This is a genomic window from Methylobacterium sp. (genome assembly GCF_019745455.1).
GTDB lineage: Bacteria > Pseudomonadota > Alphaproteobacteria > Rhizobiales > Beijerinckiaceae > Methylobacterium.
This window is the reverse complement of the sequence record NZ_JAIETD010000028.1, coordinates 190,908-212,978: the sequence shown is the minus strand read 5'-3', so window position 1 is coordinate 212,978 and position 22,071 is coordinate 190,908. Positions and strand designations below refer to the sequence as shown.

Genomic DNA, 22,071 nt, shown 5'->3' with positions numbered 1-22,071 from the left:
GCAGCGGAGGCCTCGAAGGAGGGCTCCAACTCGCGCAAGGAGTCCTTGAGGCCTCCTTCGAGGCTGCTTCGCAGCACCTCAGGATGAGGTCGCGGGTTGGTAGAGCCACCCGACTCGTCATGAAAGTCGAGACATGAACGCACCCGTGCTCACCAAGCCCTACGATGTCGAGGCGATCCGGGCTCAGTTCCCGATCCTTGCCCAAACGGTCTATGGCAAACCGCTGGTCTATCTCGACAACGCGGCGTCTTCGCAGAAGCCGCGGGCGGTCATCGACGCGATGGTCTCCTGCATGGAGACGGGCTACGCCAACGTCCATCGCGGCCTCCACTTCATGGCCAACGCCGCGACGGAAGGCTTCGAGGGTGCGCGCGAGACGACGCGCCAGTTCCTCAATGCCGGCTCCACCGACGAGATCATCTTCACCCGCAACGCGACCGAGGCCTACAACCTCGTCGCCTCCTCGATGGGCCTGTCGGGCCAGATCGGGGAGGGCGACGAGATCATCCTCTCGATCATGGAGCACCATTCCAACATCGTGCCCTGGCATTTTCTGCGGGAGCGCAAGGGCGCGGTGATCAAGTGGGCGCCCGTCGACGACGACGGCAACTTCCTCGTGGAAGACTACGAGAAACTCTTCACCGCGCGCACCAAGATGGTGGCGATCACCCACATGTCGAACGTGCTCGGCACCGTTACCCCGGCGGCCGAGATCGTGCGCATCGCCCATGCCCATGGCGTGCCGGTCCTGCTCGACGGGGCGCAGAGCGCGGTCCACCGCCCGATCGACGTGAAGGCGCTCGATTGCGACTTCTTTGTCTTCACCGGCCACAAGGTCTACGGGCCCACCGGCATCGGCGTGCTCTACGGCAAGAAGGAATGGCTCGAGCGGCTGCCGCCCTACATGGGCGGCGGCGAGATGATCCGCACGGTGTCGCAGGACGCGGTCACCTACAACGACCCGCCGCACCGCTTCGAGGCCGGCACCCCGGCGATCGTCGAGGCGGTGGGGCTCGGGGCGGCCCTCGAATTCATGATGACGGTTGGCCGCGACCGCATCGCCGACCACGAGGATGCGTTGATGGCCTATGCCCAGGAGCGGCTTGGCGCCATGAACTCCCTGCGCATGATCGGCACCGCTAAGGGCAAGGGCGGCGTCATCGCCTTCGAGATGAAGGGCGCCCATGCCCACGACATCGCCACCGTGATCGACCGCTACGGCGTTGCCATCCGGGCAGGAACCCATTGCGCGATGCCGCTGCTGACGCGCTTTGGCGCCACGTCGAGCTGTCGCGCCTCGTTCGGGATGTATAACACCCGCCAGGAGGTCGATGCCCTGGCCGAGGCGCTTGCCAAGGCGGAGATGATGTTTGCCTGAGGGGACCCGCTCCCCGGCGAAGGCGCCGGGGCGAGCCATCGTCCGCGACAATCGAGAGGACAGACCATGAGCGATGCAGCCATCACCGGAGGGACCAATGCCCCCGCCATCGCCAGCAATTCCGCCATTCCCCCCGAGGAACTCGACCGGCTGACCGACGACATCGTGGCGGCGTTGAAAAGCGTCTACGACCCCGAGATCCCGGCCGATATCTACGAGCTCGGCCTCATCTACAAGGTCGACATCGCCGACGACCGCAGGGTCGCCATCGACATGACGCTGACGGCGCCGGGCTGCCCTGTCGCCGGCGAAATGCCGGGTTGGGTCGAGAATGCCGTGGCGGCCGTCCCGGGCGTTCAATCCTGCGCGGTGACGATGGTGTTCGATCCGCCATGGGACCAGAGCCGGATGTCGGACGAGGCCCGCGTCGCCCTCGATATGTGGTGAGGCGACAGGACTAGCGCGGCGGAGCGCGGCCGGGCTCGAACACCATGTCCTCGTAGATGTCGGCGAGGGCGAGGGAGGCGCCGATGGCGGGCAGGTCGATCCGGTCCGTCATCGCCTCGAAGACCAGTGCCTCCCATTCCTCGCTGCCCTCCTCACGTCGGTAGAGCACCGTGCCGGGAAAGCGCGTCTCGACGAGCAGGATGTAGCGCAGGGCTGGGTGGCGCCGGTACTCGTCGAGCTTGCGGAAGCGGTCGATGCCTGCTGGTCGAGGGAGAAAGCACCTCCACCACCAGGCGCGGCGCGCGGTTCTCGTAGGTGTCGCGGACGAGGTCCCCGCATTCCACGGTGATGTCCGGCCGTCGGATCGTCGTGATGCTGGTGCGCAGGGCCACGTCGTCCGTTGTCGGTCGGCAGCCCGTTCCGCGGAGCTGAGCGTGAAGGGAGGCAATGATGTTCACCGTTGCGCGGTCGTGCTGTACGATGGCGCCGGTCATCATCTTGACGTGCGGCACCGGCACACCATCGACGAGTTCGTAGAGCCCGTCCTGGCTGAGCTGCCATTCGAAGAACTCCTCCACGCTCATCCTGCGGACGGCCGGCTCGCCCACGGCATCCTCCTTCGGCGGTGAACGGAACATAGCACGACCGGGCCGCTGTGGACCTGCGGCTCCGGCATCCTTATCTTAACGCAGTACGATCATCCTCAACCGCCCGGGCCTTGAACCCGGTTGCCGGAGAGAACCCATGGCTTCGAAGTTCAAGGTCCTGTCGCTCACCGACGCGGCCGCCGATCGGATCAAGGCGATCATGGCCGACGCCGACCGGCCGATCGCCGGTTTGCGCGTCGGCGTGAAGAACGGTGGTTGCGCCGGCATGTCCTACACGATGGAATATGCCGAGGGCGCCAAGCCCGGCGAGGACACGGTCGAGGAGAACGGCGTCAGGGTCTTCGTCGACCCGAAGGCGGTGCTGTTCCTGCTCGGCACGCAGATGGACTTTCAGACCACCAAGCTGTCGTCGCAGTTCGTGTTCAACAACCCGAACCAGACCTCGGCCTGCGGGTGTGGGGAATCGGTGGCGATCACGCCCGTCAATCCCGAAGCCCTTCACGCCTCGGCGTAGGTCTCGGCGAGCCTGCCTCACGCCACGTGCGGCAGGTCCATTCCCTCCGGCGCGGTGGTGTCGTCCACCGTGCGGTTGCGGCCGTCGCGCTTGGCCATGAACATGCACAGGTCCGCGCGTTCGAGGAGGGAGACCGGAGTCTCGCCCTTTCGCGCGGTGGCGACGCCGAGGGAGATCGTCACCTTGCCGAGCGACTCGCCGGTCGAGCGCTTGACGAGTTCGCGTCCCATGACGCTGGTGCGGACCTTCTCGGCGATCTCGACGGCCGCCGCACGGTCGGTCTCGGGCAGAAGAATGCCAAATTCCTCGCCGCCGAAGCGGGCGAGCGTCGCCCGGCCCTTGACGTGCTCGCGCATGACGATGGCGACGAGGCGCAGCACCTGATCGCCCGTAAGATGGCCGTAGAGGTCGTTGAAGCGCTTGAAGAAGTCGACATCGATGACGACGAGGCTCGCCGGGCTCTTCTGCAGGGCGGCCCCGTCCACGAGCTTGCGCAAGGATTCCTCGAAATGCTTGCGGTTGGCGAGGCCCGTGAGCGAATCGGTGAGGCTCTCGAGGCGCGTCGCCTCCAGGGTCTCGCGCAGCGTCTCGATCTCGCTGCGGCTCTCGCGCATGCGGGCTTCGAGGGTGCGGTTATTGGCCGAGACTTCCCGGGTGGTCGTGACCAGGGCCGCCACGATCTCGCGCACGCGGGTGCGGTTGAGCCCGGTGCCGTCGAGGTCGATCGACAGCGCTTTGAGCGACTCGCCGTACTGCGCCGTCGAGCCGAGGGAGAGGTCGAGCACCTCCATGATGCCTTCGATCTCGGCGAGCACGTTGGTGCTCATCCGCTCGGCCTCCGTGGAGAGGCGGCGGCTGTCGAGATAGGTCTCGTAGAGGGTGTCGATGTCGGTGTCGGTGAGGTTGCCCTGCTGCGCCGTCAGCCGCTTGACCGCGTCGTTCATCAGGGGCTGGGCGCCGGAGACGTAGGTGTACCAGACCGAGTAGGCCCGCGGCGTTGCCGATGAGCCGTAATCGCGCATCAGCTCGTTCGCCCGCTCGGCCAGGGCGAAGGTCCGTTCCCGGTCTCCGTGGGTGACGCTGCTCATCCGTCCGATCATCCGCTTGGCCGGAGGCCGGCTCGGAGGTGAGCCTGGCTTCTGGTCGGCCGGATGATGCGGCCATAGGATGGAGAACGGGTTAAGGTCCCGCCATTCCCAACCGCCTCGTGCCCCGACCGCCTCGTGACGGAGAGGATCCTCAATCGTCCTTGCGAGGCTTGATCACCGCCGGCCGCAGCAGGAACGCCGGGACATGGGCGCCGAGGCCGAGAGGCGTCTCGCCGTCCTCGTCCTCGTTGCGGCGACGCACCGGCGACGGCCGGCGATCATCCTGCGGTCTCTCGTCCCGGCTCCGCTCGCCGCGAGGGTGAGGCGGCGGTTTTGGAGCGGCCGGCTTGGCTGCGGCCGGCTTGGCTGCGGCCGGCTTCGGCTGACTTGCAGCGACGATCGCCTCGGCTGCCTCGACGCCTGCCGCAGGTGCGGCTCGTGGCGTTCTGCGCGCGCGGGGTTCCGACCGGGCTGCCTCGCCACTGCCGCGTCCCCGCCTGGCACCCTCGCCGGACTTGCCGCGATGGCGGGTGCGTGGCTCGGCCTCGCCGGCGCTTTCGGGCAGGCTCGCGAGATCGCCCTCGGCCCAGGGGATGGGCTGGCCGATCAGCGCCTCGATCGCGTGGAGCGAGCGCTCGTCCGCCCGGCTCGCAAGGGTGAAGGCGTGGCCCGCCCGGCCGGCGCGCCCGGTGCGCCCGATGCGGTGGACGTAGTCTTCGGGATGGTGCGGCACATCGAAATTGAAGACGTGACTCACGGCCGGGATGTCGAGGCCGCGTGCGGCGACATCGCTCGCCACGAGGAGCGGCACTTCGCCAGAGCGGAAGCCGTCCAGGGCAACGGTGCGGGCGCGCTGGTCCATGTCGCCGTGCAGGGCCGCGACGTTGAAGCCGTGGCTGGCCAGCGATTTCTGGAGCAGCGCGACGTCGCGCTTGCGGTTGCAGAAGATGATCCCGTTATTGAGATCGGCCTCGCCGCGGATCAGGCGGCGCAGCACCTCGCGCTTCTCGTGGCCTTCCGGGCCCACGGCGACAAGCTTCTGCACGATCGTCGATGCGGTGGAGGCAGGCCGCGCCACCTCGATCCGCTGCGGGTTGTGCAGGAACATGTCGGCGAGCCGCTCGATCTCCGGTGGCATCGTCGCGGAGAAGAACAGGGTCTGGCGGGTGAAGGGCACCATCTTCACGATGCGCTCGATATCGGGGATGAAGCCCATGTCGAGCATCCGGTCCGCCTCATCGATGACGAGGAGCTCGACCCCGGTGAGCAGCAGCTTGCCGCGCTCGAAATGATCGAGGAGACGGCCAGGGGTCGCGATCAGCACGTCGGTGCCGCGCATCAGCTTGGCGTCCTGGTCGCCAAAGGAGACGCCGCCGATGATCAGTGCCACGTTGAGCTTATGGTTGGTGCCGTAGCGCTCGAAATTCTCGACGACCTGCGCTGCGAGTTCCCGGGTCGGTTCGAGGATAAGCGTGCGCGGCATCCGGGCCCTGGCGCGCCCGTTCTCAAGCATCGTCAGCATCGGCAGCGTGAAGGCCGCGGTCTTGCCGGTGCCCGTCTGGGCGATGCCCAGGACGTCGCGCCGGGCGAGCACGTGCGGGATGGCCTGAGCCTGGATCGGCGTCGGCTCGGTATAGCCGGCCGAGGTGACGGCCTGGAGGACCTTGTCGCTCAGTCCGAGGTCGGCAAAAGACATATCGTTCTAAAAAACCGTTGCGCGCGGGAATGGGCGAGGAACCGGCGCGGAGGGCGACGTCGGATGTGGCGGCTTGACCATTGGCCCTTACCGGATGAATGAGGACCCGCCAGGCGCCGCGCAGACGTTTCACGCGGACACTTAGAGCCTTGTCGCAGCGTGTCAATCGGCGCTGCTCCCTCAGGTCTGGATAGTCGGCGCATCAGAGAGCGGAAGACTCTCGGAAGGTCGGGATCTCAGGCCTCGAACTCGCGCCGTCCGAGATCGTCGTCTCGATTGCGGAAAGTGGCCGGTCTCACGAAGCCTGGACACTCAGCCGGGGACCGATGCAGTCTGAAAACCGAGAGGCTGCCGCGACCTTCATGTGACGCCGCATTCACGAGCGCACCCGAAGCAAACTTGCGTTTATCGGTCCCAGTGGAGTGGCTGCTGCAATATCCTGCCTCCACTGCAACCAACGGCAAGAATTCACCTTGGTCAATTCTATATCTATCGCCTGAACGAGACCCTCTAATCGATGTGCGCAATGGCACAGCCGGGCAACCTGCCTCATGACTTCCGGCTAACCTTTACCCTTCATTGACGGATTCGCCCGTATATGATCGCCTTGTTGCAGGAAAGCGACAGACCTCGCGGCTGCCAGGACCTACAAGCGCGGCGGCTTTCGCCAACTCCAGGACCAGTGAATCCCCATGAAAAAACTGCTTCTCGCTTCCACCGTGCTGGCTGGCCTGACCGCCACCGCTTCGGCTGCCGACCTTCCGCGGCGCGCCGCGCCGCCGGTCTTCGTTCCGGTCCCGGTCTTCACCTGGACGGGCTTCTACTTCGGTATCAACGCCGGCTACGGCTTCGACGCCGGTGACCGCGGCACCAACGTCTACAACAACGTGTTCCCGAACCTCGTGCGCGGCCCCAACGGCGTGCCCGGCGCCGGCGGTCCCTCGCAGGTCGCCTTCTCCGACTCCTCGAGCGAGGGCTTCGTCGGCGGCGGTCAGATCGGCTACAACTACCAGTTCACGCCGGGCTCGGGCCTCGTCGTCGGCATCGAGGCCGACGCCCAGTACGTCGATTTCGGCCGTAACCGGACCGCCTTCGTCCTCACCCCCGGCTTCACCCCGAACAATGGCGTCCAGTTCGTCGATCCGCGCGGCACCGCCAGCCTCGACTACTTCGGCACCGTGCGCGGCCGCATCGGCTACGCCTTCGACAAGGTCCTGTTCTACGGCACCGGCGGCTTCGCCTACGGCGCCGGCAGCGAGGAGCGCTCCTTCGGCGGCTTCCGCGGCAACGACAGCTTCCGCACCGGCTACGCGGCCGGCGGTGGTATCGAGTACGCCCTGCCCACCGACTCGTTCCTGAACTTCTTCAAGTCCTCGGCCGTGACGCTCAAGGTCGAAGGCCTGTACGTCAACCTCGAGAACAACAACCGGAACGCGGGCGTCTACGCCATCGATTCCAACAGCGTCCTCTACCGCCAGCCCGGCTTCACCAACCGCAACTCGGGCAGCGAGTTCGCCGTCATCCGCGCCGGCCTGAACTACAAGTTCGGCTCCTACTAAGCCGACCAGTCGACGCCGCCCGCCAGGCGCGGGCGGCCCATGACGACGAGAAGCCCGGCCTCCATGAGGCCGGGCTTTTTCATGTTCTCTGTGGTGCGCGAGGCCTGACCCGTCTGCGCGGGGTCATGGGGCGAGACAGGTAACCGCGACCGTTCCGGAAAGGGCAATGAGCCCTCTCACCCGACTGGCTATGATGGTGCCGCCTCATCCCGCTCGCGCCGAGCCTGTCCGCCGCGCGCATCGATGCGGGGATCTCGTTAGGCCCGAGCCCCGCTGGGGAGAGGAACGAGCGCGCCTCTCAGATGTCGAGCTCCGCCCCGTCCGCGAAGGCGGCACGTTCGGAGATGAAGGCGAAGCGGGCTTCGGGCTTGTTGCCCATCAGGCGCTCCACCGTGTCGCCGGTGGATTCGCGGGCATCGTCGAGGACCGCGACGCGCAGGAGCGTGCGCTTCCTCGGGTCCATCGTCGTCTCCTTGAGCTGCGCCGGCATCATCTCGCCGAGGCCCTTGAAGCGGCCGATCTCGACCTTGCCGCCCTTGAAGACGGTCTTGATCACCCGCGCCTTGTCGGCGTCGTCGCGGGCATAGGCGGTCTTCGCCCCTTGGGTCAGCCGGTAGAGCGGCGGGATCGCGAGGTAGAGGTGGCCGCGGTCGATGAGCTTGGGCATCTGCCGGTAGAAGAAGGTGATCAGTAGCGACGCGATATGGGCGCCGTCCACGTCCGCGTCGGTCATGATGATGACCTTCTCGTAGCGGAGCTCCTCTATCTTGAAGGCGTTGCCGGTGCCGCAGCCGAGGGCCTGGGTCAGGTCCGAGATGAGCTGGTTGGCGCCCATCTTGTCACGGCTCGCGCTCGCCACGTTGAGGATCTTGCCGCGCAGGGGCAGGATCGCCTGGCTCGCGCGGTCGCGGGCCTGCTTGGCCGAGCCGCCGGCGGAATCGCCCTCGACGATGAAGATCTCCGAGCCCGCCATGCCGGCCTTCGAGCAATCGGCGAGCTTGCCCGGCAGCCGGAGCTTGCGGGTGGCCGATTTCCTCGCGACCTCCTTCTCCTGGCGCCGGCGCAGGCGCTCCTCGGCCCGGTCGATCACCCAGTCGAGGAGCTTGTTGGCCTGGGCCGGGGAGGCGGCGAGCCAATGGTCGAAGGCATCCCGGATCGCGGTCTCGACGATGCGCGAGGCCTCGACGGTGGCGAGCTTGTCCTTGGTCTGTCCCTGGAACTCGGGCTCGCGGATGAAGACCGAGAGCATCGAGGCGCAGGTCGCCATCACGTCGTCCGTGGTGACGTTGGCCATGCGTTTCGCCTGGTTCACGCGCTCGGCATGCTCGCGCAAAGCCCGCAGCAGCGCGACGCGCAGGCCGCTCTCGTGTGTGCCGCCCTCGGCCGTCGGAATCGTGTTGCAGTAGGAGGCGGAGACGCCGTCCTCCGTCACCATCCAGGCCACCGCCCATTCGAGGGAGCCGTGACCTCCCTGTTTGGCGATCTTTCCCGAGAAAATGCTGTCGGTGACGAGCTCCTTGCCGTCGATGTCGCGGGCGAGATAGTCGCGCAGGCCTCCGGGGAAGCGGTGCACGGTCTCGGCCGGGACGTCGTCCATCCCCTCGATCAGGGACGGCGCGCAGCGCCAGCGAATCTCGACTCCGCCGAACAGGTAGGCCTTGGAGCGCGCCATCTTGAACAGGCGGCGCGGATCGAATTTCAGCGCGCCGAAGATCTGCGCGTCGGGGTGGAAGCGCACGCGGGTGCCGCGCCGGTTCTGCACCCGCCCGACGGTCTCGAGGCCGCCCTGCGCGTGGCCGCGCGAGAAGGTCTGGCGGTACAGGGTCTGCGAGCGCGCGACCTCGACCTCGAGCAGGTCCGAGAGGGCGTTGACCACCGAGATGCCGACGCCGTGCAGGCCGCCGGAGGTCTCGTAGACCTTCGAATCGAACTTTCCGCCCGCATGCAGCGTGGTCATGATGACTTCGAGCGCCGACTTGCCCGGGAATTTCGGGTGCGGGTCGACGGGAATGCCGCGGCCGTTATCGGTGACGACGAGGTGGCCGGTCTCCTCGAGCTCCACCTCGATGAAGCTCGCATGGCCCGCCACCGCCTCGTCCATGGCGTTGTCGACGACCTCGGCGAAGAGGTGGTGCAAAGCCCGCTCGTCGGTGCCGCCGATATACATGCCGGGCCGGCGCCGCACCGGCTCCAGACCCTCCAGCACCTCGATCGCGGAGGCGTCGTAGCCGGCCTCGGCCGCGTCCACGGGAAGCTTCGGCAGGGGGGTGCGCGCCGCGAGGGGCGATTTGGCTGCGCGGGCGGTCGTCGGGGAGGCGGGGGCGAACAGGTCGATCGGCCGGCCGGAGCCTTCGGCCTGTGCAGCCTGGCGAGGCGTCTCACGTTGAGTCATGGTGCGATCATACCGGAACGAAACGGAAACATAAAGAGGCGCGCTCACGCATGACGCCGTCTCACATGTAGCTCAGCTTGCACTGATTCCGTTAACGCTGTCCCGCCGGCCTCTTCAGCTCCCGACGCGCCCACCCCCGCGCCGAGTGATGGCGATGACGGCCGGGCGCGGCGGCATCGACGGATCGAAATCCGGCCAGCGGGTCGAGGGCGCCTCGAAGGTGGCGGGCTTGGCGTTCGGGTCGTCCTCGTCGGCCTCGCCCGGATGCTGCACGGCGACGAAGAAGGTGGCATCGTCCGGCGTGAAATACGGGCCGCACATCTCGGCCCCGTTCGGCACCCGGAAGAAGTGCTTGGCGGTGCCGCGGCCCGCCCCTTCGGTTTCGAGTCCCCAGATGCCGTCGTTGCGCCCGGTGCGCGAGGCGGAGTTGCCGTCGGTGGCGACCCAGAGGCGCCCTTGCGCATCGACCGCGCAATTGTCCGGCATGCCGAACCAGCCGTCCTTCGTTGTGGCCGACGAGAAGGTCGCGCCGACGGCGGCGATCGACGGGTCGCCGCAGCGGACCAGGATCTCCCAGGCGAATCCGCGGGCCGCGTGGTCGCCATCGTCCGGCGTCAGCTCGACGATGTGGCCGAAGCGGTTGTCGCCGCGCGGGTTGGCGGCGTCGGCCTGCTCCGGCTTTCGCGAGGCATTGTTGGTGAGCATGACGTAGACCTTGCCGGTCTTTGGATTGGCCTCGACGTCCTCGGGCCGGTCCATCTTGGTGGCGCCGACCGCATCTGCGGCGAGGCGGGTCTGGATCAGCACGTCGGCCTGGCTCGCAAAGCCGTTCTCCGGAACCAGCGGGCCCTGCCCGAATATCAGGGGCAGCCAGGTCCCGCGTCCGTCCTTGTCGAAGCGGGCGACATGGAGCGTGCCGCGGTCGAGGATGTCGCGGTTGGCCGATGCGTCGGCGGCGACCGCGTCCTCGGTGACGAACTTGTAGACGTAGTCGAAGCGCTGATCGTCCCCCTGGTAGACGACGTAGCGGCCGCCCTTCGAGACGATGCCGGCAGCCCCCTCGTGCTTGAACCGGCCCATGGCGGTGCGCTTCTTGGGTACGCTGGCCGGGTCGAAGGGGTCGATCTCCACCACCCAGTCGAACCTGTTGGCCTCGTTCGGCTCGGTTCCCACGTCGAAGCGCGGGTCGAAGCGGCCCCAGGCATAGGCGTTGCCCGGGATGCCGAGGCGCTTGTGGTTCTTCGCCTCGGGCGCGTCCTCGGCGAGCTTGCCGGAGAAGTAGTAGTTGATGTTCTCCTCGCAGGTGAGCCAGGTGCCCCAAGGCGTCGTGCCGCCCGCGCAATTGTTGATCATGCCGAGAACCCTGCGGCCCTCGGGATCGGCCTTGGTCTTCATGCGCTCCGAGCCGGCGGCGGGGCCGGTGAGGGTCATCGGCGTCGTCGCGGTGATGCGACGGGCGTAAGGGGAGTTCGGCACCACGGCCCACTTCCCGCCCGTTTTCCTGACCTCGATGACCGAGCCGCCATGGGCGGCCATCTCGATCCCGACGAGCTCGGCATTCATGCCCGCGAAGGCGACGCTCTTGAGGTCCTGCCGGCCGAGCCCGGGGAACATCAGTTCCTCGTTGGTGTATTCGTGGTTGACGACGAGGAGGCCGTGGGCGGCCGGGTCGGCGGCGCCGGGCATCGGGAAGTAGCCGACGAAATCGTTGTTGTAGCCGAATTGCTGGCCTTGGGCGGCCGCCGACTGGTTGCGCGGGTCGAAGGCCGGCGCGCCGTGCAGCACCGGGTCGCCCCAGCGGATCAGCACGTCGGCATCGTGACCCTCGGCCACGTGGTGCCGCTCGTCGGAGCCCGCCGCAATCTCCTTGAACGGGAACGGCGAGGCGGCCGCGCCATCCGCCGCCCGGGCGCTGCCCGCCGCCAGGGCGCGGGGTGTCACCACCGCCGCGATGGCGCCGACGCCGAGGAGACCGCGCAGAAGGTCGCGCCGGTCGAAGCGGGCCGCGACGACGTCGCCGAAGGTGGCGTTGACGCTCGTATTCGTGCCGATATCCTCGCGGTCCTCGGCGTCCTGAGAGCGGGTGCGTGTCGGCTCGGTCATGGTCTCATCTCAGTGAACGATCTGCGACGTACCTTGCCACGATGGCAGCGCGATGACGGGGAACAAAACCCAAACCTGCCGCGTCTTGCCTGTAGATCGCCCGGCGCGTGGGGAGGATGGCATGGCACCGTCGACGGAATTCGGCCTCACCCGTCACGACGATCTCCTGCGCGCCGCACAGGCCGCCGGCCACGCCTTCGCTCCGGTGGACGAGATTCAGGACGATCACCGCTACGGCGGACCGCGCCGTTTCCTGACTTTATCCGCCGTCTCCCTGTCCGGCTTCGCCGCGAGCTACGGCGCCTTTCTGATGATGGGCTAGACCGAAAACCCAGATCGCATGAATGTTCCGGGCACCGTTCTCGCGGTAGCCGATTGACGGTCAGGCGGCGACTGCTGCTGAGCCGGTCAGGCCGCCGAACCGCCTGTGCCGGGCGCGGAAGACGGTCATCGCCTCTGCGAGGGCATCAGAGTCGAAATCAGGCCAGAGCCGGTCGGTGAAGTGGAACTCGGCGTAGGCGCTCTCCCATAGGAGAAAGTCGGAGAGCCGCTGCTCGCCGCTCGTGCGGATCACGAGGTCGACATCCGGCGTGCCGCCGCTGATCAGCATGGAGAACGCCTCGCGGGTGAGTGGTTCGCAGCCTTGAGCCCAGCGCGCCGCCTGCAGGATCGCCTCGCGGGCGGAGTAATCGACGGCGATCCTCAGATGTAGCCTTTCGCCTTGCGCGGTGGCGGCCTCCGCCCGGGCGATGGCGGCGGCGAGGCCGTCGGGCAGGCGGTCGCGGCGGCCGATCACGCTGAGCCGCACGCCGCTCTCGGCGAGGCGGCCGATTTCGTTGCGAAGGTAGAGCCGCATCAGGCCCATCAGGGCTGAGACCTCGGGTTCGGGCCTGCTCCAATTGTCGCAGGAGAAAGCATAGAGGGTGAGGGTGCCGATCCCCGCTCCCGGCGATGCCTCGACCACCCGCCGGATCGCCTCGATGCCTGCCTTGTGGCCCAGCGCCCGGGGCATGCCGCGTGCGGACGCCCAGCGGCCGTTGCCGTCCATGATGATCCCGACATGCAGGCCGGGCAGCTGCTTGCTTTGCATCACAAAGTTCCTTCACAAAGAAAGGGGCCGGTGGGTTCAGGCAGGGCGGGTGACGAGGGGGAGGGGTGCGCCCTGCGCCGCCTTGGCGGCATCGCGCACGACCTGTTCGAGAACGCCGAGATAATCGAGGAAGCGTGTCCGGCCGGCCGGCGTCAGGCGGCAGGTGGTCTGCGGCCGGGTGCCCTCATGTCCCTTGCGGATCTCCACGAGGCCGGCCTCCTGAAGCACTTGCAGGTGGCGGCTGAGATTGCCGTCGGTGAGGCCGCAGAGCTGCTTCAGGTCGCCGAAAAGGAGGCCCTTCTCCGCGGCCATCAGCGAGGTGAGGAGGCCGAGGCGGGCCTTCTCATGGATCACCCGGTCGAGGCCCTCATAAGCGAAGGGAGCATCCTGGGACTCAGGCATCTTTTTCTCCCGAGGCGCGCTGCAGGATCGCGGCGAGGAGGAACTGGCCGATGGTGAAGGGCAGGCCCATGGCCCAGGGCGAGAGGACGTGCGTCTCGCTTCCCACCATCAGCACGACGAGTCCTGCGACGAGGTACCAGGCGCCAGCCAGGACGACGCCTCGCGGTAGCGAACGTAGCGAGGCGAAGATGCCGAGGCTGACCAGGATCTGCCAGAGGCCCGGCATCATCCAGAGGTTCTCGGGAGACACCCGCCCCATCACGAGGGCGAGGAGAGCGCCGACCGCACCGGCCGGCAGGAACTGCTCCACGGCGTTGAGGATCATCGCGTCGGCGAGACCCGAATGGTGCCGGCGCGAGCGCGCCAGCATCTCGGCGCCGATGATCGCCGAGGAGACGAAGGCGACGGCGACCCAGGTCAGCAGGAAAGCGACGGGTTCCGGCGCCGCCCCGTCGAGCCAGGCATGCTGGGCGAGGGCGGTCAGAAGGGCGAGACCGCCGGTGGCCGCGAGCGCCGCCGGCCCATAGCCCTGGAACGCGCTGGCGCGGGCGATCTGGCTGCGGATCGCCACGATGTCGGCCAAGGCCTTGTCGAGATCGGACATGGAGAAGTCCCGCTTACTTTGCATCGCAAAGTAAGCGGGACTTCGCGCTGCGGGCAAGCGTTATCTCATCGATCGCTCACTTTGCCTGCGATCCGTGTGCGTCAGCGCTCACCGGCGGCAGCGAAGGCCGCCGCCAGGATCCTGCGCGTCGGTCCGTCGAGGCGGCTGTGCAGGACGACCTGACCGGTCGGCAGGTGTGGGAGGTCTCTGTCCGGGGAGGCACAGCCCCCCGGCAGGTGCCGGCGCCCGAAGGCGGCGATGCCCAGACCCGCCTGTACGGCAGCCTGGAGAGCGGAAACGGAGCCGCCGAGGAATGCATAGCGCCACGGCAATCCCGCGGCGTCGAGGGCTTGGATCGAGGAAGCCTTGACGCCACAGGGCCCGTGCAGGGCAACGAGCGGGACAGGGTCGCCTTCGTTCCAGTCGAGGCCGGGCGCTACCGCCCAGGCAAGGGGATCGTCGAACAGGATCGTACCGTCGCGGCGCCCGGTCTCCTGCCGAACGATGGCCGCATCCGCGTCTTCCCGGTCATAAGCTTCGCGCATCGCGGTCGAGAGGCCGACGGACACCTCCGGGATCAGCAGCGGCAGGGCGAGGCGCAGGCCTGCGAGCGCCGTAGCGAGGCGGTTGCCGGCGGCATGGTCACTGATCGCGAGCCGAATCGGCGCGCGCGCCTCTCCGCTTTCGAGCTCCACCAAAGCCCGGTCATGCGCTGCCAGGATGGCGCGCGCATGGGACAGCAGCCGCGTACCGTCCGGCGTGAGGCCGACCGAGCGTGGCGTGCGAGCCATCAGGCGCCGTCCGACCCGGTCCTCCAGCTTCGCGATCCGAAGCGAGACGGCCGATTGCGTGGCGCCGATACAGGCGCCGGCCGCCGTGAAGCTGCGAAGGTCGGCGGCCACCACGAAGGCGCGGAGCTGATCGAGGTCGAGACTGCGCATAACATGATGTGAGTCGCAAATCTCTGAAACGTCAAGAACTCGTTTCTCTCATGGGCGACCGCGAGCGATAAGGGTGTCTGCCCCATCGAACGGAGCTCCTTCATGCCCATCATCACCGTCCTCGTCGCGCCCCGGGATCCCATTCCCGATCTGGAGGAGCGGATCGCCGCCGTCGCCACCGGCGCCTCGACGCATCGCCTCGGCAAGAAGCCGGAACTGACCGCCGTCGCGGTCCAGCGGGTCGATCCCGCCCATTGGTTCGTCGGCGGCCCGTCGCTCGCCGCGCAGGGCAGGTCGAGCGTCTGGGTCGAGATCAAGGTCGTCGACGGCACAAACACCAAGAACGAGAAGGAGGCCTTCATCGCCGACATCTTCTCGGGGATGGCCGATCTTCTCGGCGACCTTCATCCCGAGAGCTATGTCCATGTCGACGAGGTCTCGGCCGACGCCTACGGCTTCGGCGGGTTGACCCAGGAGCGCCGATACATCGCGGCTCGGCTCGGGGTTGCCGCCCGACCGGCAGGGTGAGTGCTGCCTCTCCGTCCCCGCAATGGGGGAGAGGCATCTCGGCGGTTATCGGGATCGACGGTCCCGCTCAAGCCTTCTTGCGCGCGGCGGGCTTCTTGGCCGCCGGTTTCGCAGCCGCCTCGGTCCCGGCCTTCGCCTTGGCCTTGGCGGCGGGTTTGGCCGCCGGCTTCTTCGCGGCCGCCTTGCGGGCGGGAGCCTTCTTCTTCGTGCCTCCCGCCGCCTCGCGGGCGGCGATCAGCTCGAGGGCCTGGGGCAGGGCGATGTCGTCGGCCGAGAGGGTCTTCGGCAGGGTCGCGTTGGTGGTTCCGTCGGTGACGTAGGGGCCGTACTTGCCGGACTTGACCACGATCGGCTTGCCGGTCTCCGGATGGGCGCCGAGGGAGCGGCCGGGGTCGGAAGCGGGGCCGCGGCGTCCGCCGCCCTGCTCCTTGGCCACGATGAGGTCGATGGCGCGGTTGGCGCCGATCTCCAGCACGTCGTCGTCGCGGCCGAGATTGGCGTACATCTTTCCGTGCTGCACGTAGGGTCCGAACCGGCCGAGATTGGCCAGGATCGGCTCGCCGGTCTCGGGATGGCGCGCCACTTCGCGGGGGAGGGCGAGAAGCGCCAGCGCCTTCTCCAGATCCACCGCGGACGGGCTCAGGCCCTTGGGCAGCGACGAGCGCTTGGGCTTGGCCGCATCCTTCTCGGTCGAGGCCTCGCCGAGCTGGACGAAGGGACCGAAGCGGCCATCGCGCAGGGTGACGGGCAGGCCGGTGACGGGATCGTTGCCGAGCACGCGGGTTCCGGGCTGACCTCCGTTCTCCGAGGAGCCGTCGCCTTCGCCCTCGACGCCCGAAGCGGCGAGCTGGCGGGTGTACTTGCACTCGGGATAGTTCGAGCAGCCGACGAAGGCGCCGAACTTGCCGAGCTTGAGCGAGAGCTGCCCCGAGCCGCAGGTCGGGCAGGTGCGCGGGTTCGAGCCATCGGCCTTCTCGGGGAAGATGTGGGCGCCGAGGAGGTCGTTCAGCGCCTCCAGCACCTCGGCGACGCGCAACTCCTTCGTTCCGCCGATGGCTGCCGAGAAGTCGCGCCAGAAGTCGCGCAGAACCTCGCGCCAGTCGATCTCGGCGTTGGAGACCCGGTCGAGCTGACCCTCCAGGTCGGCGGTGAAATCGTACTCGACGTAGCGCTTGAAGAAGCTCTCGAGGAAGCCGGTGACGAGGCGGCCCTTGTCCTCGGCCACGAGCCGCTTCTTGTCGATCCTGACATACTCCCTATCGCGAAGAGTCTGAAGGATCGCCGCGTAGGTCGAGGGACGGCCGATGCCGAGCTCCTCCATGCGCTTGACGAGGCTGGCTTCCGAGAAGCGCGGCGGCGGCTCGGTGAAATGCTGGGTCGAGGCGATACGCTCGCGCTTCAGCGCGTCGCCGGCCTTCATCGGCGGGAGGCGCTTCGAGTCTTCATCTTCCTCGTCGTCCTTGCCCTCCTGGTAGAGGGTGAGGAAGCCGTCGAACTTCACGACCTGCCCGGTGGCGCGCAGCTCCAGCTTGCGCGGTCCGACCGCAGCGACGATGTCCACCGTCGTGCGCTCGAGCTCGGCCGATTCCATCTGGCTCGCCACCGTGCGGGTCCAGATCAGCTCGTAGAGCCGCGCCTGCTCGGCATCGACCGAGCGGGCGACGGTCTTGGGCAGCCGGCTCATGTCGGTCGGGCGCACGGCCTCGTGGGCCTCCTGCGCGTTCTTGGCCTTGGCACTGTACTTGCGCGGCACGCTCGGGACGTAGCGGTCGCCGTATTCCTTGCCGATGACCCGGCGGGCGTCCGCGATGGCCTCGGGCGCCATGTCGACGCCGTCGGTCCGCATATAGGTGATGAGTCCCACCGTCTCGCCGCCGATCTCGACGCCCTCGTAGAGCTTCTGCGCCGCCCGCATGGTCTGGGCCGGGGCCATCCCGAGCTTTCGCGAGGCTTCCTGCTGCAGCGTCGAGGTGGTGAAGGGCGGGGAGGGGTGGCGCTTGGCGGGCTTGGCCTCGACGGACGCCACCTGGAACGTCGCCAGTTCGAGGTCGCGCTTGAACGCGGCGGCCTCGTCGCCGGTGCCGACATCGAGGCGCTGGATCTTCTTGCCGTCCGCACCGACGAGGCGGGCCTCGAACACGGCGCCCTCGGCCGTCACCAGGGTGGCGATCAGCGTCCAGTATTCGCGGGGCTTGAAGCTCTCGATCTCGCGCTCGCGCTCGCAGACGAGGCGCAGGGCCACCGACTGGACCCGGCCGGCGGATTTCGCGCCCGGGAGCTTGCGCCACAGCACCGGCGAGAGATTGAAGCCGACGAGGTAGTCGAGGGCACGCCGCGCGAGGTAGGCGTCGACCAGCGCCTGGTCGATCTGGCGGGGCTGGCGCATCGCGGTGTCGACCGCGGCCTTGGTGATGGCGTTGAAGGTCACCCGCTCGATCGGCATGCCCTTGAGGGCGCGGCGAGCATTGAGCGCCTCGACCACGTGCCAGGAGATCGCCTCGCCCTCGCGATCCGGGTCGGTGGCGAGAATCAGTCCGTCGGCGCCTTTCAGCGCCTTCACGATCTCGGAGACGCGTTTCGAGCCGCGCTCGTCGAGCTCCCACAGCATGCGGAAATCGGCCTCCGGATCGACCGAGCCGTCCTTGGCCGGCAGGTCGCGGATATGGCCGAAGGAGGCCAGCACCTCGTAGTCGCGGCCGAGATATTTGTTGATCGTCTTGGCCTTGGCCGGCGACTCGACGACGACGACTTTCATGTGCGGCTTCAGCCTCTCGTCAGGTCTTCCCGCGGGCAAGGAGTCGGCCGATCGAGGACCGAAACAGGTTGTGCGGGGAGGCGCGGCGCCCCTGTCGCGAGGCCCTTGCGCCGCGATGAAGTGGGTGAAGGGTTGCGCGATGTCAAATGGCGGCGCTGCTCGCCAGCTCGTCTTGCGGCTGCCGCGCACGCCCTGTAGCGCTGACGCTCACCATGAGCACACCCGCAGCGCCCACCTTCCCCCACCGCCATCTCCTCGGGATCGAGGGGCTTTCTCGGCCCGACATCGAGGCTCTGCTGACGCGGGCGGACGATGCCGTCGCCTTGTCGCGTCAGGTCGAGAAGAAGCGCAGCGTGCTGCGGGGCCGCACGCAGATCAACCTGTTCTTCGAGCCCTCGACGCGCACGCAATCCTCGTTCGAGCTCGCCGGAAAGCGGTTAGGGGCCGACGTCATGAACATGTCGGTGGCCTCGTCCTCGGTGAAGAAGGGCGAGACCCTGATCGACACCGCCGCGACCCTCAATGCCATGCATCCCGACATCATCGTGGTGCGCCACCATTCGGCGGGCGCCGTCCATCTCCTCGCCCGCAAGGTCGATTGCGCCGTGGTCAATGCCGGCGACGGCGCGCACGAGCACCCGACCCAGGCGCTTCTCGACGCGCTCACCATCCGGCGCAACAAGGGCCGGATCGAGGGTCTCACCGTCGCGATCTGCGGCGACGTCCTGCACAGCCGCGTCGCGCGCTCCAACATCATCCTGCTGCAGGCGCTCGGCGCGAGGGTCCGGGTGATCGGCCCCTCGACGCTCCTGCCCACCGGCATCGGGCGGTTCGGCGTCGAGGTCTTCACCGACATGCGAAAAGGGCTCGCCGGCTGCGACATCGTCATGATGCTGCGCCTGCAGCGCGAGCGCATGAACGGCTCCTTCGTGCCGAGCGTGAAGGAGTATTTCCGCTATTTCGGCCTCGACGCCGAGAAGCTGTCCCTCGCCGCACCCGACGCGTTGGTGATGCATCCAGGCCCGATGAACCGCGGGGTCGAGATCGCCTCCGACATCGCAGACGGGGCGCAATCACTGATCCGCGAGCAGGTCGAGATGGGCGTCGCCGTGCGCATGGCGGTGCTGGAGGCATTGGCGATGCACCTGCCGAACGCGTGACGCATCGGAGGCAGTCGGCCATGATCACACAAGACGACAAGGTCGCCCGTTTTCGCGACCTCCACCGCGAGGGCTGCTTCATCGTCCCGAACCCCTGGGACGCCCTGAGCGCACGACTCCTCGCCGCGTCGGGCTTCGAGGCGCTGGCGACCACCTCGTCAGGCTACGCCTTCTCCACCGGCAGACAGGATGGGGCCGGACAGCTCTCCCGCGATGATGTCCTGGCCTATGCCGAGCGCGTCGCGGCCTGCACCGACCTGCCCGTCACCGCCGACCTCGAGGACGGCTATGCCGACACGCCCGAGGGTATCGCCGAGACCATCCGGCTCGCAGCCGAAGCCGGCCTCGCCGGGGTTTCGATCGAGGATAGCTGGCCGCTCGGCCCCGCTCCGGTCCGAGATTTTCATTCCGCCTTGGAACGGGTGGGCGCCGCCAGCGAGGCCGCCCGGCGCCATGACGTCGTGCTGACCGCCCGCGCCGACGGCTTGCTGGGAGGTCACTACGATCTCGACGAGGCGATCCGCCGGCTCACCGCCTTCGAGAGAACCGGGGCCGAAGTCGTCTACGCGCCCGGCGTGCCAAGCTTGGAGGCGCTGACCGCTCTCTGTGCAGCGGTTCGAGCGCCCTTCAACCATGTGCTGGGCCTCGGGGCGTCAGGTCTGTCCTTCGAGCAGATTGCCGGTGCAGGCGTCCGTCGCATCAGCCTCGGCGGTGCGTTCACGCGGGCGGCCTGCGGCGCGATCCGGTCGGTGGCATCGCGCGTCGCAGGCGGCGATTTCTCCCCGATCGATAGGGCGCCGCGCTGGGATGCGCTATTGAGCCGACGAGATCTGGATCAGGATGCGGGCATGAGTTCATCCCATCATTCGGACGGGGAGAGGTTGTGACCTTGCGCCCGCTCCTCCTCACCAATGCGACCCTCTGCGACGCAGCCAACGGCCGCGAGGCGCCGGGTCATGTGCTCGTGCGCGAGAGCCGCATCGCCGATATCGCCTGGGGAGAGGCACCTGGCGCCCCGGAGAATTGCGAGACCATCGACTGCGCCGGCCTCGTGCTCTCCCCTGGCCTGATCGACCTGCGCGCCTTCGTCGGCGAGCCTGGTGCCGAGCACCGCGAGACCCTGGCGAGCGCCAGCGCCGCCGCCGCCGCCGGGGGCGTGACCACGCTCGTCTGCATGCCCGACACCAATCCGGTCATCGACGGGCCTGCCATCGTCGATTTCGTCCTGCGTCGCGCCCGCGACACGGCCTGTGTGAACGTCCTTCCCGCCGCCGCCATCACCAAGGGCCTCGCGGGGCGCGAGATGACCGAGTTCGGCCTGCTGCAGGAGGCGGGCGCCGTTGCTTTCACGGACGGCCTCAAGGCGGTCACCAACGCGCAGGTGATGCGCCGGGCGCTCACCTATGCCCGCGATTTCGGCGCGCTCCTGATGCAGCATGTCGAGGAGCCCGACCTCGTCGGCGACGGCGTCATGAACGAGGGCGAGATGGCCTCCAGGCTCGGGCTGCTGGGCATCCCGCGCGAAGCCGAGACGGTGATGCTCGAGCGCGACATCCGCCTCGTTCGGCTCACGGGCGCCCGCTATCACGCGGCGATGATCTCCTGCGCCGATTCCGTCGAGATCGTGCGGCGCGCCAAGGAAGATGGGCTGCCCGTCACCTGCGGCGCCTCGGTCAACAACCTCGTCCTCAACGAGGGCGATATCGGGCATTACCGTACCTTCTGCCGGCTCTCGCCGCCGCTCCGGCACGAGCACGACCGCCTCGCCCTGGTTGCTGCGCTGAACGAGGGCGTCGTCGACATCGTCGTCTCCGACCACAATCCGCAGGATGTCGAGACCAAGCGCCTGCCCTTCGCGGAAGCTGCCGACGGGGCGCTGGGCATCGAGACCCTGCTCGGGGCGGCCATGCGCCTCGTCCATACCGGTGACGTGGAACTGCCGAAGCTTCTCGCGGCGCTGACCGCCAACCCGGCAAGACTCCTCGGGCTCGAGACCGGGCGCCTCGCGGTCGGCGCGCCGGCCGACCTCGTCCTGATCGATCCGGACGTGCCCTACGTCCTCGACAAGCGGACCTTGAAGTCGCGCTCCAAGAACTCGCCCTTCGACGAGGCCCGCCTGCAGGGAGCCGCCGCGATGACCTTCGTCGGGGGGCGACTCGTGTTCCGTTCCGCCGATTCAAACTCCGTGGCCGCATGATTCTCATCGAACAGGCCGGCTGGCCGCTCCTGCTGGCGAGTCTTGCCGGCGGCTATCTCCTCGGCGCGATCCCGTTCGGATTGATCCTCACGAGATTCGTCGGTCTCGGCGATGTCCGCGCGATCGGCTCGGGCAATATCGGGGCGACCAACGTCCTGCGCACCGGCCGCAAGGGCCTCGCCGCCGCGACTCTTCTGGGCGATGCGCTCAAGGGCACGATGGCGGTCCTGATCGCCGCCCGCTTCGGAGAGGGGCCTGCCCTCGCCGCCGGCCTCGGCGCCTTCCTCGGTCACCTCTTCCCGGTCTGGCTCGGCTTCAAGGGCGGCAAGGGGGTCGCGACCTTCATCGGTATCTTGCTTGCCCTGAGTCCGCTCGGGCTCCTCGTCTTTGCGGGCATCTGGCTCGGCCTCGCCTTCACGCTGAAATACTCCTCCCTCGCGGCGCTGGTGGCGTCGGGCGCCACGCCCATCGTCCTGTGGGCGAGCGGACATCTTGCGGTTGCGGTACTCTTCCTCCTACTCGCCGGCTTGCTATGGTGGAAGCACGCGCCCAACATCCGTCGGTTGCTCGACGGGACCGAAGGACGCATCGGGCAGAAGGGCTGAGCAC

General features: G+C 68.0%; 21 protein-coding genes. 10 read left to right on the top strand and 11 right to left on the bottom strand.

Features of this window, described 5'->3' with window-relative positions; all coding sequences use genetic code 11:
• The first annotated feature begins 133 nt into the window (after window positions 1–133).
• Both K2Y56_RS06595 and K2Y56_RS06590 read left to right on the top strand, forming a co-directional pair.
• The gene (locus K2Y56_RS06595; RefSeq protein ID WP_292506281.1) at window positions 134–1,378 is read left to right on the top strand and encodes a cysteine desulfurase; all 1,245 of its coding nucleotides are present in this window, start codon (window positions 134–136) and stop codon (window positions 1,376–1,378) included.
• A gap of 66 nt (window positions 1,379–1,444) precedes the next feature.
• Complete coding sequence (locus K2Y56_RS06590) at window positions 1,445–1,825, top strand: SUF system Fe-S cluster assembly protein (protein ID WP_292506280.1); 381 nt, start codon at window positions 1,445–1,447, stop codon at window positions 1,823–1,825.
• A 10-nt stretch (window positions 1,826–1,835) separates the two neighbouring features.
• Here K2Y56_RS06590 and K2Y56_RS06585 read toward each other — a convergent pair whose 3' ends face one another.
• Together K2Y56_RS06585 and K2Y56_RS06580 are read right to left on the bottom strand one after the other, a co-directional pair.
• On the bottom strand, window positions 1,836–1,994 hold the full coding sequence (locus tag K2Y56_RS06585) for a hypothetical protein (protein ID WP_292506278.1): 159 nt from the start codon (window positions 1,992–1,994) through the stop codon (window positions 1,836–1,838).
• Window positions 1,978–2,433, bottom strand: coding sequence for a Uma2 family endonuclease (locus tag K2Y56_RS06580; protein WP_292506276.1), 456 nt, complete (start codon window positions 2,431–2,433; stop codon window positions 1,978–1,980). Before K2Y56_RS06580 ends, K2Y56_RS06585 begins: the two co-directional genes overlap by 17 nt.
• A 136-nt stretch (window positions 2,434–2,569) precedes the next feature.
• Between K2Y56_RS06580 and K2Y56_RS06575 the strand changes: the two genes are divergently transcribed.
• Window positions 2,570–2,947, top strand: a complete 378-nt coding sequence (locus K2Y56_RS06575; protein WP_292506274.1) for an iron-sulfur cluster assembly accessory protein — start codon at window positions 2,570–2,572, stop codon at window positions 2,945–2,947.
• 17 nt (window positions 2,948–2,964) lie between these two features.
• Here K2Y56_RS06575 and K2Y56_RS06570 read toward each other — a convergent pair whose 3' ends face one another.
• Together K2Y56_RS06570 and K2Y56_RS06565 are read right to left on the bottom strand one after the other, a co-directional pair.
• A complete protein-coding gene (locus K2Y56_RS06570; RefSeq protein WP_292506272.1) occupies window positions 2,965–4,035 on the bottom strand; it encodes a GGDEF domain-containing protein in 1,071 nt (356 codons plus the stop codon).
• Window positions 4,036–4,186: 151 nt separating this feature from the next.
• A complete protein-coding gene (locus tag K2Y56_RS06565; RefSeq protein WP_292506270.1) occupies window positions 4,187–5,731 on the bottom strand; it encodes a DEAD/DEAH box helicase in 1,545 nt (514 codons plus the stop codon).
• Between the two features lie 692 nt (window positions 5,732–6,423).
• On the opposite strand from K2Y56_RS06565, the gene K2Y56_RS06560 reads away from it, so the two are divergent.
• Window positions 6,424–7,290, top strand: a complete 867-nt coding sequence (locus tag K2Y56_RS06560) for a porin family protein (protein ID WP_292506269.1) — start codon at window positions 6,424–6,426, stop codon at window positions 7,288–7,290.
• A gap of 298 nt (window positions 7,291–7,588) precedes the next feature.
• Here the strand turns inward: K2Y56_RS06560 and parE are convergent, their stop codons facing one another.
• Both parE and K2Y56_RS06550 read right to left on the bottom strand, forming a co-directional pair.
• Window positions 7,589–9,682, bottom strand: a complete 2,094-nt coding sequence (gene parE, locus K2Y56_RS06555) for a DNA topoisomerase IV subunit B (protein WP_292506267.1) — start codon at window positions 9,680–9,682, stop codon at window positions 7,589–7,591.
• A gap of 114 nt (window positions 9,683–9,796) precedes the next feature.
• Window positions 9,797–11,785 carry a PhoX family phosphatase gene (locus K2Y56_RS06550; protein WP_292506266.1) on the bottom strand — a complete coding sequence of 663 codons (1,989 nt, stop codon included), beginning with the start codon at window positions 11,783–11,785 and terminating at the stop codon, window positions 9,797–9,799.
• A 121-nt stretch (window positions 11,786–11,906) separates the two neighbouring features.
• On the opposite strand from K2Y56_RS06550, the gene K2Y56_RS06545 reads away from it, so the two are divergent.
• Window positions 11,907–12,107: a hypothetical protein gene (locus K2Y56_RS06545; RefSeq protein ID WP_292506263.1), complete on the top strand. Its 201-nt coding sequence runs from the start codon at window positions 11,907–11,909 to the stop codon at window positions 12,105–12,107.
• 60 nt (window positions 12,108–12,167) lie between these two features.
• On the opposite strand, the gene K2Y56_RS06540 is transcribed toward K2Y56_RS06545, so the two are convergent.
• From K2Y56_RS06540 to K2Y56_RS06525, 4 genes are all read right to left on the bottom strand, one after another.
• Window positions 12,168–12,875 carry a di-trans,poly-cis-decaprenylcistransferase gene (locus tag K2Y56_RS06540; RefSeq protein WP_292506261.1) on the bottom strand — a complete coding sequence of 236 codons (708 nt, stop codon included), beginning with the start codon at window positions 12,873–12,875 and terminating at the stop codon, window positions 12,168–12,170.
• Window positions 12,876–12,911: 36 nt separating this feature from the next.
• On the bottom strand, window positions 12,912–13,277 hold the full coding sequence (locus K2Y56_RS06535) for a transcriptional regulator (protein WP_292506260.1): 366 nt from the start codon (window positions 13,275–13,277) through the stop codon (window positions 12,912–12,914).
• A complete protein-coding gene (locus K2Y56_RS06530; protein ID WP_292506259.1) occupies window positions 13,270–13,881 on the bottom strand; it encodes a hypothetical protein in 612 nt (203 codons plus the stop codon). The genes K2Y56_RS06535 and K2Y56_RS06530 overlap by 8 nt, the downstream gene beginning before the upstream one ends.
• A gap of 101 nt (window positions 13,882–13,982) precedes the next feature.
• The gene (locus tag K2Y56_RS06525) at window positions 13,983–14,822 is read right to left on the bottom strand and encodes a LysR family transcriptional regulator (protein ID WP_292506257.1); all 840 of its coding nucleotides are present in this window, start codon (window positions 14,820–14,822) and stop codon (window positions 13,983–13,985) included.
• A 102-nt stretch (window positions 14,823–14,924) separates the two neighbouring features.
• On the opposite strand from K2Y56_RS06525, the gene K2Y56_RS06520 reads away from it, so the two are divergent.
• Window positions 14,925–15,350, top strand: coding sequence for a tautomerase family protein (locus tag K2Y56_RS06520; RefSeq protein ID WP_292506256.1), 426 nt, complete (start codon window positions 14,925–14,927; stop codon window positions 15,348–15,350).
• Between the two features lie 67 nt (window positions 15,351–15,417).
• Here the strand turns inward: K2Y56_RS06520 and topA are convergent, their stop codons facing one another.
• A complete protein-coding gene (topA, locus tag K2Y56_RS06515; RefSeq protein ID WP_292506254.1) occupies window positions 15,418–18,105 on the bottom strand; it encodes a type I DNA topoisomerase in 2,688 nt (895 codons plus the stop codon).
• 212 nt (window positions 18,106–18,317) lie between these two features.
• Between topA and K2Y56_RS06510 the strand changes: the two genes are divergently transcribed.
• The 4 genes from K2Y56_RS06510 to plsY are packed head-to-tail and all read left to right on the top strand — an operon-like array spanning window position 18,318 to window position 22,067.
• Complete coding sequence (locus K2Y56_RS06510; RefSeq protein WP_292506253.1) at window positions 18,318–19,265, top strand: aspartate carbamoyltransferase catalytic subunit; 948 nt, start codon at window positions 18,318–18,320, stop codon at window positions 19,263–19,265.
• 20 nt (window positions 19,266–19,285) lie between these two features.
• Window positions 19,286–20,152 (top strand): isocitrate lyase/phosphoenolpyruvate mutase family protein, encoded by an 867-nt coding sequence (locus tag K2Y56_RS06505; RefSeq protein WP_292506251.1) that lies wholly within the window; start codon window positions 19,286–19,288, stop codon window positions 20,150–20,152.
• Between the two features lie 2 nt (window positions 20,153–20,154).
• The gene (locus K2Y56_RS06500; RefSeq protein ID WP_292506346.1) at window positions 20,155–21,462 is read left to right on the top strand and encodes a dihydroorotase; all 1,308 of its coding nucleotides are present in this window, start codon (window positions 20,155–20,157) and stop codon (window positions 21,460–21,462) included.
• Entirely contained in the window at window positions 21,459–22,067 is a 609-nt protein-coding gene (gene plsY, locus K2Y56_RS06495; RefSeq protein ID WP_292506249.1) for a glycerol-3-phosphate 1-O-acyltransferase PlsY, read from the top strand. The genes K2Y56_RS06500 and plsY overlap by 4 nt, the downstream gene beginning before the upstream one ends.
• Window positions 22,068–22,071: the final 4 nt, after the last annotated feature.